The sequence below is a fragment of the Cellulomonas sp. Leaf395 genome, assembly GCF_001424125.1.
Taxonomy (GTDB): domain Bacteria; phylum Actinomycetota; class Actinomycetes; order Actinomycetales; family Cellulomonadaceae; genus Cellulomonas.
Genome location: NZ_LMQI01000001.1, coordinates 55,636 through 68,335 on the forward strand (window position 1 = coordinate 55,636; position 12,700 = coordinate 68,335).

General features: G+C 71.9%; 10 protein-coding genes. 8 read left to right on the plus strand and 2 right to left on the minus strand.

Features of this window, described 5'->3' with window-relative positions:
* Positions 1-67 precede the first annotated feature (67 nt).
* From ASG23_RS00300 to ASG23_RS00335, 8 genes are all read left to right on the plus strand, one after another.
* Entirely contained in the window at positions 68-622 is a 555-nt protein-coding gene (locus ASG23_RS00300) for an NUDIX hydrolase (RefSeq protein ID WP_056018497.1), read from the plus strand.
* Positions 619-2,754: a DUF6049 family protein gene (locus tag ASG23_RS00305; protein WP_157465455.1), complete on the plus strand. Its 2,136-nt coding sequence runs from the start codon at positions 619-621 to the stop codon at positions 2,752-2,754. Before ASG23_RS00300 ends, ASG23_RS00305 begins: the two co-directional genes overlap by 4 nt.
* Entirely contained in the window at positions 2,751-4,397 is a 1,647-nt protein-coding gene (murJ, locus tag ASG23_RS00310; RefSeq protein ID WP_056018501.1) for a murein biosynthesis integral membrane protein MurJ, read from the plus strand. The genes ASG23_RS00305 and murJ overlap by 4 nt, the downstream gene beginning before the upstream one ends.
* Before the next feature lie 29 nt (positions 4,398-4,426).
* Positions 4,427-6,358, plus strand: a complete 1,932-nt coding sequence (locus ASG23_RS00315) for a protein kinase family protein (RefSeq protein WP_157465456.1) — start codon at positions 4,427-4,429, stop codon at positions 6,356-6,358.
* A 91-nt stretch (positions 6,359-6,449) separates the two neighbouring features.
* Positions 6,450-7,445: a thioredoxin-disulfide reductase gene (gene trxB / locus ASG23_RS00320; RefSeq protein WP_056018507.1), complete on the plus strand. Its 996-nt coding sequence runs from the start codon at positions 6,450-6,452 to the stop codon at positions 7,443-7,445.
* Positions 7,446-7,451: 6 nt separating this feature from the next.
* On the plus strand, positions 7,452-7,784 hold the full coding sequence (trxA, locus tag ASG23_RS00325; protein ID WP_056018509.1) for a thioredoxin: 333 nt from the start codon (positions 7,452-7,454) through the stop codon (positions 7,782-7,784).
* A 94-nt stretch (positions 7,785-7,878) separates the two neighbouring features.
* Positions 7,879-9,225 carry an aminotransferase-like domain-containing protein gene (locus ASG23_RS00330; protein ID WP_056018511.1) on the plus strand — a complete coding sequence of 449 codons (1,347 nt, stop codon included), beginning with the start codon at positions 7,879-7,881 and terminating at the stop codon, positions 9,223-9,225.
* Between the two features lie 74 nt (positions 9,226-9,299).
* Positions 9,300-10,253, plus strand: a complete 954-nt coding sequence (locus ASG23_RS00335; RefSeq protein WP_056018514.1) for a D-alanine--D-alanine ligase family protein — start codon at positions 9,300-9,302, stop codon at positions 10,251-10,253.
* A 50-nt stretch (positions 10,254-10,303) separates the two neighbouring features.
* Here the strand turns inward: ASG23_RS00335 and ASG23_RS00340 are convergent, their stop codons facing one another.
* Positions 10,304-11,497, minus strand: coding sequence for a ParB/RepB/Spo0J family partition protein (locus ASG23_RS00340; RefSeq protein WP_056018517.1), 1,194 nt, complete (start codon positions 11,495-11,497; stop codon positions 10,304-10,306).
* Positions 11,494-12,459, minus strand: a complete 966-nt coding sequence (locus tag ASG23_RS00345; protein WP_327019450.1) for a ParA family protein — start codon at positions 12,457-12,459, stop codon at positions 11,494-11,496. Before ASG23_RS00345 ends, ASG23_RS00340 begins: the two co-directional genes overlap by 4 nt.
* Positions 12,460-12,700 lie beyond the last annotated feature (241 nt).

Consider the following 12,700-nt stretch of genomic DNA (forward strand, 5'->3'; position numbering starts at 1 on the left):
CAGACGTCCCGGCCACCACGGGCGGCTGCGGACCGGACGGCGCCCTTCCAGTCGTTACAGTGTCGATATGTCGAGCCCGGCGCGTCCACCCGTCCCCGGGGGCGTCCCATCGCCGCCGGGCGGTCACCCGCTGCGCATCGACCCCCGCCACAGCATCACCCGGGTTCCCTCCATCCCTCTGCCGGTGGTCGACGAGACCTCCGCGGGCGGCATCGTCGTCAGCCGTCGCGAGGGTGTCGACCACGCCGCGGTCATCGCGCGCCGCAACCGCGCGGGCCGCCTCGAGTGGTGCCTGCCGAAGGGTCACCTGGAGGGCGACGAGACCCCCGAGGAAGCCGCCGTCCGCGAGATCGCGGAGGAGACCGGCATCACCGGGGAGGTCCTGCGCCGGCTCGGGGTCATCGACTACTGGTTCAGCGGCGACGACCGTCGGGTGCACAAGGTCGTCCACCACTTCCTGCTCGGCGCGACCGGAGGGTTCCTCACGGTCGAGGGCGACCCGGACGGCGAGGCGGAGGACGCCGCGTGGATCCCGGTGGCCGAGCTGAACGGGGTGCTCGCGTACCCGAACGAACGGCGGCTCGCCGAGGCAGCACTCGTCGTGCTCGTCGGCGAGGGATGAGCGCCCCCTCGCGACGACGCCGGGTGCTCAGTGCGGCCCTGGCTCTCGTCGGCGCCGTCGCGCTCGTCGTCCCCGTCAGCGGTGCCGCCGTCACGCCGACTCCGGCCCCGAGCCCGGACCCGGACCTCCCGGTCACCGTGCAGATCACCGAGGTGGCGCCGAGCGTGCTGCGCCCGGGTGAGGACCTGCACGTCAAGGCCACCCTGCGCAACGACGGCGACGAGGTGATCGACGAGCCCAGCGCGGCTCTCCGGATCAGTCGGTTCCGCATCAGCGTGCGTGCAGATCTGGACGCGTGGACGTCTGCGGGGACCACCGGGCTGAGCCGCATGAGGCGCGACGCCACCGCGCCGGTCGCCGAACCGCTCCAGCCCGGTGCGAGCGTGGCGGTCGAGCTGGTTGTCCTCGCGGCGGACGTCGACCTGCTGGCCGGGGCCGACACGTGGGGGCCGCGCGGCCTCGTGGTCGAGGCGCTCGACGGCACGACCCGGGTCGGCATCCAGCGCACGTTCCTGCTGTGGCTCCCCACCGACGACGTGCCGCGCACCCCGGTCTCCGTGCTGGTGCCGGTGGTCGGTCCGCCGTCGGCGCCAGCGCAGGGCGGCACCGAGCCGAGCGAGGCCACCGTCGCCGGGCTCGACGAGCTGACCCGCCCGGGTGGACGGCTGCGTGACCTCGCCGCGGCTGTCGCGGTCGCACCCCAGATCGGCGTCGCCGTCGACCCGGCGCTGCTCGCCGCGGCGTCCGCCGGGACGCTCGGGACGCAGGCCTGGGCGACCGAGCTCACCGACGAGCTCCGCGACCATGATGTCGTCGCGCTGCCGTGGTCCGACCCGGACATCGCCGCAGCGGCGCACGGTGACCACCCGGACCTCGTCCAGCTCGCGCTGGAGCGCACCGCGCAGGCGGGCATCCCTGGCCTGTCGGCGCCGTCGGGGCTGCTGTGGGCGCCGGGTGCCGGGCTGCCGGACCAGACGACCGCCGCCGTGACCTCCCAGGTCGGCGCGGACGCGATCGTCCTGCCACCGACCACGAGCGACGAGACCGACGACGACACGGACACCCCCGGCGCCGCCCAGCGGGTGCAGACCACCGACGGCCCGGTCACCGCGTACCGGCCGGACGCGCTGCTCACCCGGCTGTTCACGGCACCGCAGGGGGTCGACGCGGGCGCGACGACCGCCACCACGGTGCAGCGATCCCTCGCCGAGCTCGCCGTCATCACGCGGGAGAGCGAGACCGACCAGCCCCACCTGCTGATCGCCCCCGGACGTGGCTGGGACGCCGACGTGCCGACCGTGACCGCGCTGACGACCGCGTTCGCCGAGGCGCCCTGGGTGCGTCTGGCACGGGTCGCGACGCTCCTCGACACGGACGTACCGGACACCCGAGGCACGCTGCCCACGAGCGTCGTGAACCCCGACGAGCTGGCACCGGTCAGCGTGCGCGCACTGGCCGAGGCCCGGGCGCGCGCCGTCGCGTTCGCCGGCGTCACCAACGAGCCGGCCGTCCTGCTGGACGGGGTCGACAACGAGGTCCTCGCACCGCTGTCCGTCGCATGGCGCGTCGACCCCGCCGGACGCGACGCTCTGGTCTCCTCGGTCGTCGCGGACGTCGATGCCCGCACCACAGGGCTGAGCATCGCCGACGTGAGCGATGTGCGGGTCGTCGCCGCCACGAGCGAGCTGCCCGTCGTCGTGCGCAACGAGCTCACCGTCCCCGCGACCGTGCTGCTCGCCGTCACCCCGCGCAAGGCGTGCCTCGAAGTGGGCGAGCTCGAGCCCGTCGTCGTGGAGGCGCAGAGCGAGACCAACGTCCGCGTCCCGCTGCACGCGCGCGCGAACTGCTCGGTCGTCGTCTCCGCCCAGCTCACCGCGACGGACGGCCTCGCCGTGTCGCCGACCGTACGGTTCACCGCCCAGGTCGCCCCGACGATCGAGAGCATCGGCACGGTCGTCGTCGGCATCCTGCTGGCGATCGGGCTGGTGCTCGGTATCGTCCGCACCGTGCGTCGCGGGCAGAGCGCCCGCCGCGGCGCCCGCACCGAGGCGGAAGCGGGCACGTCGACGACGCTCCCCGTCCTCGGCGGCACCGCCCCCGAGGACGACACGAGCGAGCAGGAGACTCGATGACCGACGACGGCACGCGCCGCGGCGCTGCCCTCATGGCCTCGGGAACCGCCGCCTCGCGCATGCTGGGGCTGCTGCGCGCCATGGTCATGGCCAGCGCGATCGGCGCGACCGGTCAGGCCGCCGACGCGTTCGCGGTGGCCAACAAGCTGCCCAACGTCCTGTACATGCTCCTCATCGGCGGGGTGCTCAACGCGATCCTCGTGCCTCAGGTCGTGCGCGCCTACAAGCGCCAAGCGGGCCAGGAGTACGTCGACCGCCTGCTGACGGTCGGCTTCGCGATCCTGGCCGGCACGACGGTGGTCCTGACGCTCCTCGCACCGGTTCTCGTGGACCTGTACTCGGACTTCGGCAACCCGGCGCAGGATGCGCTCGCGACCACGTTTGCCTACTGGTGCATCCCGCAGCTGTTCTTCTACGGCGCGTACGGGTTGCTCGGCCAGGTCCTCAACGCGCGCGGGTCGTTCGGGCCGTACATGTGGGCGCCCGCGGTCAACAACATCGTCGCGATCATCGGGTTCGGTGTCTTCATCGCCGTCTTCGGGGTGTGGGACACCTCGGGGGTCACGGACGCCTCGACGTGGACCGGCGGGCAGGTCGCCCTGCTGGCCGGCGCCGCGACCCTCGGCGTGGTCGCCCAGGCCGTCGTGCTCGTCCCGGCCCTGCGCCGTGCCGGTGTCCACTACCGTCCGCGCTGGGGGCTGCGCGGGTCGGGCCTCGGGACGGCCGGGGGCGTGGCCACCTGGACCCTGGCGGGCCTCGGGGTCGGGCAGCTCGGGTACCTCGTCGTCTCCAACGTCGCCTCCGCCGCACCGAAGGCCGCCGTCGACGACGGGGTGGCGGCCTCCGCCGTGGCAGGCGTCGGGGCGTACGACATCGCGTTCCTCATCTTCATGCTGCCGCACTCGCTGGTGACGGTGTCGCTGGCGACGGCCCTGTTCACCAGGCTGTCGGGCCAGGCGCACGACGCCGACGTCGCCGGTGTGCGGGCCACCCTCTCCTCCGGGCTGCGCGTGGTCGGCGTGTTCACCGTGTTCGCGACGGCCGCCATCGCTGTGCTCGCGCTCCCGCTGACCCGGGTCATCCTCGTGAAGTCGTCGGAGGGCTCGGCTGACGCGGTCGCGCCCGTGGTGGTCGCGATGGTTCTCGGCCTGCCGGCGTTCGGCGCCTGGTCGATGTTCCAGCGGGCGTACTACGCGTACGAGGACGCGCGGTCGATGGTGCCGATCCAGGTGGTGATGGCCGCCGTCGTCGGTGTCGGTGCCTGGGCCTCCCAGATGCTCCTGCGGCCGACGCTCTGGGTCGCCGGAGCGGGTGCTGCCATGACCGTCTCCTACGTCGTGGGGGCAGGCATCGCGCAGTGGCGGCTGCGGCGACGGCTCGGCGGGATCGACGGTTCCCGCGTCCTGCGGGTGATCGCACGGGCTACCCTCGCCGCGGTGGTGTCGGCCGCCGTCGGCTTCGGTCTGCTGATGCTGCTCAGGCTCTGGATGTCCACAGGTCTCGCGGCGTCGATCATCCAGTGTGCTGTCGTGGGTACCGTGATGGCCCTCGTCTACGCCGCCACCCTGCGGCTCCTGCGCGTGCGGGAGCTGGACGACCTGCTCCTGCCCGCGCTCCGGCGCCTCCGCGGAGGACGCCGCTGAGCGGGCACGTCTAGCATTCAGGTGTTCTGGTGCGGGTTCTCGACATGGAGGTGCTGGTGAGCGAGGTCGTCGGACGGGGCACGGTGCTCGCGGGCCGCTACCGCGTGCTGTCCCCGGTGGTGTCCGACCTCGCGGGCGCCAGCGCCTGGCAGGCCACGGACCAGATCCTCGACCGCCCCGTCCGCGTCCGCATCCTCGAGCACGGTGCCGTCGCCCCCGCGCTCGACGCCGCCCGTCGCGCCGCCCTCGTCACCGACGGCCGCCTGGTGCGCGTGCTCGACGTCGGCACCCACGAGGGCTACGGCTATGTGGTGTCCGAGCAGCTCGTCGGGCAGTCCCTGGCGCGTCTCGTGGCGCAGGGCCCGCTGACCGCCGACCAGGCCCGCGCCGTCGTCGGCGAGGCCGCGTCCGCGCTGGAGATCGCCCGTCGCCGCGGCGTGCACCACCTGGCTCTGCGTCCGTCCGTCCTGCACGTGAGCCCCGACGGCCGCGTGCTCGTCAGTGGCCTCGCGCTCGACGCCGCCCTGCTCGGGGACTCCGGCGGTGACGCCCGCTCGACCACGCGTGCCGACGCCGTCGGCCTCGTCCGCCTGCTGTACGCCGCCCTCACCGGCCTCTGGCCCGCCGACCCGCGCGCGCCGCAGACCCCGGGAGGGGAGACGCTGCCGCCGGCGCCCATCGTCAACGGCGCCCCCGTCGCACCCGCTGACCTCGTCGCCGGGGTGCCCAACGACCTCGACACGCTCTGCGTCGTGACGCTCGGCCCCAACGACGACGGCCCGCACAGCCCGGGCGAGCTGGTGCGCGAGCTCGAGCCGTGGGGCGAGATCCGTGCGTCCGTCGCCGAGACCGCCACCCTCGGAGGTCCCGCGACGGCGAAGTTCCCCCCGACGGGTGCCGCCGCGCCCGGCGGCGGGATCCCGGTGCCGGCCGAGAACGACGACCAGGACACCGCGCCGGTGACCGTACAGCGCCAGTCCGTGCGGACCGCTTTCGCGCAGCAGGATCCCCCCGGGGCCAACCGACCCGGCACACCCCCACCGGCGACACCCTCGCGGGCGACCGGGCTCGGCGCGGTCCCCTCCGACACCGAGACACCTCCCCTCGGTCAGCCCGTCATCACGCCTCCCCCCTACGAGCAGGCGGCCCCCCCGCCGCCCGTGGTCCCGGCGGTCGTCCGGCGATCCGTCTCCCAGGCGACGGCACCGCCCCCTCCACCCCCCACGCCATCCCCCTCTCCTCCGGACTCTCCGTCCGACGAACCTCTGGAGGCGTTCGGCTTCAGCGACGTCATCGGGGCCGAGACCGGTCCGACCAGCACCCGGCGGTCCGACCCGACCGCGCTGATCCTGATCATCGTCGTGATCGCCGTCATCATCGGCGTCGTCCTCGCCTTCAGGGCGCTGTTCGCCTCGCTCGACCCCAGCGGGTCGCCTGCGGACACGGACCCGTCGCCCAGCGCGTCGGCCCCTGCCGTCGCGGGCGAGCCGACGCCGGAGCCGTCGGCTCCCGAGGCGGCCGCCCCGCCTGCCGGCCCGCCGGTCATCGCCTCCACCACGTCCATCGACCCGTCCGACGCCGACGGTGAGCACCAGGAGGACGTCGCCAAGGCGTACGACGGCGACCCCTCGACGTTCTGGTACACCCAGACGTACAAGCGGGACGACTTCGCCGGGTTCAAGGACGCCGTCGGCTACGCCATCACCCTGACCCAGAAGACGACCGTCAGCACCGTCACGCTGCGGACCAACAGCAACGGCGGGAACGTCGAGATCAGGGCCACGGACGCGTCGAACCCCACCGCCGGACCCGTCCTGGCGTCCGGAGCGTTCGGCCCGGAGACCGTCTTCACGCTCAACCCCGCCACCGAGACCCAGTCGCTCGTCCTGTGGATCACCCAGCTCCCGACAGCCGCCGACGGTGGCTTCCGGCTCGAGCTGACGGAGATCGCCCTGTCCTGACGCGGGTCCGGAACAGAACCCGCCTAGGATCGGTTGATCCCGTCAGCCCCCGCCGGACGTCTCCGGCACGCCGAACACGCAAGGACCTCACGTGACCGACCTGTCCACCACCGTCCGCGATCTCGTCATCGTCGGATCGGGTCCTGCGGGCTACACCGCCGCGATCTACGCGGCCCGAGCCGGCCTGGCCCCCCTGGTGATCGCCGGGTCCGTCACGGCCGGCGGTGCCCTGATGAACACCACCGAGGTGGAGAACTTCCCCGGGTTCCCCGACGGCATCCAGGGTCCCGAGCTGATGGAAGGCCTGCAGAAGCAGGCCGAGAAGTTCGGTGCCGAGGTGCTGTGGGACGACGCGTCCGTGCTCGACCTCGACGGCGACGTCAAGACGATCCAGACTCTCGGCGGCGAGACGTTCCAGGCACGCGCGGTCATCCTGGCCACCGGTTCCGCGTACCGCGAGCTCGGCCTCGACGACGAGAAGCGGATGTCCGGCCGCGGCGTCTCCTGGTGTGCCACGTGCGACGGGTTCTTCTTCCGCGACCAGGAGATCATCGTGGTCGGCGGCGGCGACTCCGCGGTCGAGGAGGCCACCTTCCTGACCCGGTTCGGCAAGCGCGTCACTCTCGTGCACCGCCGTGACCACCTGCGTGCCTCCAAGATCATGGCGGACCGCGCCGCGAACGACCCGAAGATCGAGTTCGCGTGGAACAGCGAGGTCGTCGCCATCCACGGGGAGAACAAGGTCACCGGCGTCACGCTGCGGGACACCGTCACCGGTGAGACGCGCGAGCACCCCGCCACCGGCGTGTTCGTCGCCATCGGCCACGTGCCGCGCTCCGAGCTGCTGCGCGGGCAGGTCGACCTCGACGAGGACGGGTACGTCCAGGTCGTCGGCCGCACCACCGCCACCAACCTGACCGGCGTCTTCGCGTGCGGTGACCTGGTTGACCACACCTACCGGCAGGCCATCACCGCTGCCGGCTCGGGCTGCGCTGCCGCGCTCGACGCCCAGAGCTTCCTTGCTTCGCTGGCCGACCTGGCCCACGCCGTCCCGCCCACCGAGGGCCTGTACTTCGAGGAGAGCTGACAGCAGATGAGCACCACCACCCCCGTCACCGACGAGACGTTCCAGTCCGAGGTCCTCGAGTCGGAGATCCCCGTGATCGTCGACTTCTGGGCCCCCTGGTGCGGGCCGTGCCGCATGGTCGCGCCGGTGCTCGAGGAGCTCGCCGCGCAGTACGAGGGCCGCGTGAAGATCGTCAAGCTCAACTCCGACGAGAACCCGAAGGTCACGGGTGACTACGGCGTCGTGTCGATCCCGACGCTGAACTTCTACTCCGGCGGCGAGCTGGTGAAGTCCGTCATCGGCGCACGGCCGAAGTCGATGATCTCCGAGGACATCGAGAGCGTGCTCGCCACGGTCTGATCCTCGCTCCGAGAGCCCCTGCCACGCGGCGGGGGCTCTCGTGTCGATGGGACAGTGCGCGGCGCACGCCGACTCCCGTGCGAAACTCGGCTGCATGACTGAGCATCCGGTTCCCGACGGCGAGACGTCGGGCCCCCCCACGTCCTCCGCCGCCGGCACCGGAACGCGCCTCGACCGCTGGCTCGGCTCGTACGCCGAACGCACCCACGGGATGCGGTCCAGCGAGATCCGCGCCCTGTTCGCCGTCGCCAACCGCCCCGAGGTCGTCTCGCTCGCCGGCGGCATGCCGTTCCTCGAGGGCCTGCCCCTGGACATCCTCGGTGACCTGGCCCAACGCGTCGTCGCCACCCGCGGCCTCCAGGCGCTGCAGTACGGCTCCGGTCAGGGCGACGAGACCCTGCGCGAGCAGATCCTCGAGGTCATGGCCCTCGAAGGGATCGACGCACACCCCGACGACGTCGTCGTCACCACCGGCTCCCAGCAGGCGCTCGACCTGGTCACCCGCATCTTCATCGACCCGGGCGACGTCGTCGTCGCGGAGGCCCCCTCCTACGTCGGCGCGCTCGGAGTGTTCCGGGCGTACCAGGCAGACGTCGTGCACGTCCCCATCGACGCCGACGGACTGATCCCGGAAGCGCTCGAGTCGACGCTCGCCGGCCTCGCCCGCGAGGGGCGCCGGGTCAAGTTCCTCTACACCGTGCCCAACTTCCACAACCCCGCCGGCGTCTCGCTCTCCGTCGAGCGCCGCCCGCAGATCCTCGAGATCGCGCGCCGCTACGGCGTGCTCGTGCTCGAGGACAACCCGTACGGTCTGCTCGGATTCTCCACCGATCCGGTCCCCGCGCTGCGGTCCCTCGACGACGAGGGCGTGCTCTACCTCGGGTCGTTCTCCAAGACGTTCGCTCCCGGCTACCGCGTCGGCTGGGTCGTCGCTCCGCACGCCGTCCGCGAGAAGCTGGTCCTGGCCAGCGAGTCCTCGATCCTCTGCCCGTCGAACGCATCGCAGATCGCGATCTCGACCTACCTGTCCACCTGCGACTGGCGAGGTCAGATCAAGTCGTACCGCGAGCAGTACCGTGAGCGGCGCGACGCCATGATCTCCGCGCTCACCGAGCACCTTCCCGAGGCGTCGTGGAACGTCCCCGACGGCGGTTTCTACACCTGGGTCCGGCTTCCTGACGGTCTCGACGCCAAGGACATGCTGCCGCGGGCGGTCACCGCCCGGGTCGCGTACGTTCCGGGCACCGCCTTCTACTTCGACGGCTCCGGTGCCGACCACATGCGGCTCTCCTTCTGCTACCCCACCCCCGACCGCATCCGCGAGGGTGTCCGGCGGCTCGCCGGAGTCATCGCCGGCGAGCGCGAGCTCGTCGAGCTGTTCGGCACCACGGGGTCGGCCGGTCATGGAGATGTGCAACAGCCCGGTCCGGATGTCGCCTGACCTGCGGTTTCGTCCCGTCACACCGTCGCTCACCCCGTCACCGTCGCTCGCCCCCTCATCGGAGTCCACTCACCGTGAGCACCACCGCCCCGTCGCCTCGCGTCGTCGTCCTTGCCGGGGGTCTCTCCCACGAGCGTGACGTGTCGCTGCGTTCCGGTCGACGCGTCGCCGACGCGCTGCGCTCGGTCGGGGTGGACGTCTCGGTCCACGACGTCGACGCCGATCTGGTGCCTGCGCTCGTCCAGCTGCAGCCCGACCTCGTCTGGCCGCTCCTGCACGGGACCAGCGGCGAGGACGGCTCTGTGCGCGACGTCGTCCAGATGCTGGGTCTGCGACTCCTCGGCAGCGGTCCGCGCGAGAGCCGGATCGCCTGGAGCAAGCCGATCGCCAAGACGGTCGCCGCCCGTGCCGGCTTGGCGACGCCCGACTTCGTGACCCTCCCGCAGTCGCTGTTCCGGGAGCTCGGTGCACGTCACGTCCTCGACGCGATCGTCCGCATGCTCGGGCTCCCCGTCGTCGTGAAGCCGTCCCGGGGCGGGTCCGCGCTGGGGGTTACCCTCGTCGCCAGCGCCGACGACCTCCCCCAGGCGATGGTGGACTGCTTCGCCTACAGCGACACCGCCCTCGTGGAGCGAGCCGTTCTCGGCACCGAGGTTGCGGTGAGCGTGGTCGACACCGGCGACGGACCGTTCGCGCTTCCCGCCGTCGAGATCGTGACCGAGGGACCCTACGACTTCGACGCTCGCTACAACCCCGGGCGCACGGAGTACTTCACGCCCGCTCGGCTGTCGCAGGCGATGACGGCGTCGGTCGCGGAGCTCGCCCTCGCCGCACACGAGGCATTCGGGCTCGAGGCTCTGTCACGCACCGACGTGATCGTCGACGCCGATGGCACCCCTTGGTTCCTCGAGGTCAACGTGGCGCCTGGGATGACCGAGACGTCGCTCCTGCCACAAGCAGCCGAAGCAGCCGGACTGTCGCTCGGCACGCTCTACCGGTCGCTCGTCGAGGCATCGCTCGGCCGCTGACCTGCGGAATCGGACATTTTGTACGACGCCCGGCCTTCTGGTCGTACAGATCAGTTCTTCAGCAGGCCCGGGTCTTCCGGGGCGAGGCTCGCCAGGATGCGGTTCAGGTCCTGGACCGAGGCGAACTCGACCGTGAGCCGGCCCCGCGACTTCCCCAGACTCACCTTGACGCGGGTCTCGAAGCGGTCCGAGAGCCGTGCCGCGAGGTGGTCGAGGGCCTCGTTCTTCACGCCCGCCCGAGGGGCAGCCCGGCGCGCGCTCGGCTCAGCGTCGCCTCCGAGCGAGACGATCTCCTCGACCGCTCGCACCGACAGACCCTCGGCGACGATCCGCTGCGCGAGCCGCTCGATGGCCGCTCCATCACTCAGCCCGAGGAGCGCACGAGCGTGGCCGGCGGACAGCACCCCGGCCGCGACGCGGCGCTGCACCAGCGGCGGCAGCTTCAGGAGCCGGAGCGTGTTCGAGATCTGAGGGCGTGAGCGCTGGATGCGCGTCGCCAGCTGCTCGTGCGTGCACCCGAAGTCGTCGAGCAGCTGCTGGTATGCCGCGGCCTCCTCCAACGGGTTCAGCTCGGACCGGTGCAGGTTCTCCAGGAGCGCGTCGCGCAGCAGGTCGGAGTCGTCGGTGTCCCGGATGATCGCCGGGATCGTCGCCAGACCGGCCGCCTGCGTCGCGCGCCACCGCCGCTCGCCCATGATCAGCTCGTAGCCGTCACCTGCATCGCGGACGACGATCGGCTGGAGCACGCCGACCTCGCGGATGGAGCCGACCAGCTCCTCGAGGGCGTCCTCGTCGAACACGGTGCGCGGCTGCTTCGGGTTCGGTCGGATCTCGCCCACGGGCAGCTCAGCGAACCGAGCCCCCGGCACGGGGACCAGACCGTCGGCGCTGCTGACATCCGAGGGCGTCGGCTCTTTCGGCGACGGCTCTGCCACGGACGGCTCCACTGGGGACGTCGCCACCGCGACCCGTTCCGTTGCCAGGGGCGCGCTCGCCGTGGGTGTCCCGTTCGTTGCCGGCACGGCGGCAACGGTGTCGGTCGCGTCTTGCGGCGACACCGGCGGTGCTTCCGTCAACGTCGCAGTGGCAGTCGCGCCGGCGGCGGCCGTCTCGTTGTTTTCCCGCTTCGGGTCCCCGAAGAACACGTCCGCGGGACGCTCGGCGCCGGTAGGTCGCTGGCCGTCCAGACCTGTCGGGATGAGGGCGCCGAGCCCTCGGCCCAGACCGCGTCGCTTCTCGCTCACTGTTCCTCCTGAAGGACGGGCGATGCCGCCTGGTACTCGTGATCTGCCTGGTGGGTGTCGCCGTTCGTCAACGGCCCGTCGACGACGTTGTCCGCGGGCTCCAAGGCCCCCCGCTCGGCAACCTCGCGGGCCGCTTCGAGGTACGCCAACGCGCCGGACGACCCCGGGTCGTAGGTCATCACCGTCTGGCCGTAGCTCGGTGCCTCGGAGATCCGGACCGAACGCGGGACGGTCGTCCGGAGCGTCCGCTCCGGGAAGTGGGTACGCACCTCGGTCGCCACCTGCTGCGCAAGGTTGGTCCGCGCGTCGTACATCGTGAGCAGGATCGTCGAGACGTGCAGGCGGGGGTTCAGGTGCGCCTGGATCAGCTGGATCGTCTTCAGCAGCTGGCTCAGGCCCTCCAGCGCGTAGTACTCGCACTGGATCGGGATGAGGACCTCACGAGCCACGACGAACGCATTCACGGTCAGGAGCCCGAGGCTCGGGGGGCAGTCGACGAACACGTAGTCGATGCGCTCCTGCCCGTTCGCCAGCCGCCAGTCCAGGTACGTGTCGAGCGCATTCCGCAACCGGGTCTCTCGCGCGACCATCGAGACCAGCTCGATCTCGGCGCCCGACAGGTCGATCGTCGCAGGAAGGCACCAGAGGTTCGGTACGTCAGGGCTCTTCTGCACGGCTTCGGCGAGGGGCGCCCCGTCGACCAGGACCTCGTAGATCGACGGCGTACCGGCGCGGTGCTCGACCCCGAGCGCTGTCGACGCGTTGCCCTGCGGGTCGTTGTCCAGCACGAGGACGTTCAGCCCCGCCTGTGCCAAGGCCGCAGCAATGTTGACGGTGGTCGTCGTCTTGCCGACCCCGCCCTTCTGGTTCGCGACCGTGATCACGCGCGTCTGTGGGGGGCGCGGGAACCGGCGGCCCCGCAGCTCGATGCGGCGGCGTGCATCCTGCTTGAGCTCCGCCATCAATGGCGTCTCATCAGTTGCAACTGGCAGGCTGTCGACGAGGGCAGCGCGACGTGTCTCCTCGGGATCGAGGTCGTCTCGCGGCGTCATGGGCGAGATCGTGCCACGCTCGCCACCGACTTCCCCGGCACCAGGGCCGTGGGCCTCAGGCGCGTCGACTGTGACGTCGGCCTCGGACCTCATCGTGGACTCGGTGCTCGCCGTCGAGTCTTCCCCTGCGAACTGCTGACCAGTGACACCA

What these genes read in the sequence shown, in the direction of transcription:
- ASG23_RS00300 (WP_056018497.1), top strand. Translation starts at nt 68, where the DNA reads ATGTCGAGCCCGGCGCGTCCACCCGTCCCCGGGGGCGTCCCATCGCCG.
- ASG23_RS00305 (WP_157465455.1), top strand. Translation starts at nt 619, where the DNA reads ATGAGCGCCCCCTCGCGACGACGCCGGGTGCTCAGTGCGGCCCTGGCT.
- murJ (WP_056018501.1), top strand. Translation starts at nt 2,751, where the DNA reads ATGACCGACGACGGCACGCGCCGCGGCGCTGCCCTCATGGCCTCGGGA.
- trxA (WP_056018509.1), top strand. Translation starts at nt 7,452, where the DNA reads ATGAGCACCACCACCCCCGTCACCGACGAGACGTTCCAGTCCGAGGTC.
- ASG23_RS00330 (WP_056018511.1), top strand. Translation starts at nt 7,879, where the DNA reads ATGACTGAGCATCCGGTTCCCGACGGCGAGACGTCGGGCCCCCCCACG.
- ASG23_RS00345 (WP_327019450.1), bottom strand. Translation starts at nt 12,459, where the DNA reads ATGGCGGAGCTCAAGCAGGATGCACGCCGCCGCATCGAGCTGCGGGGC.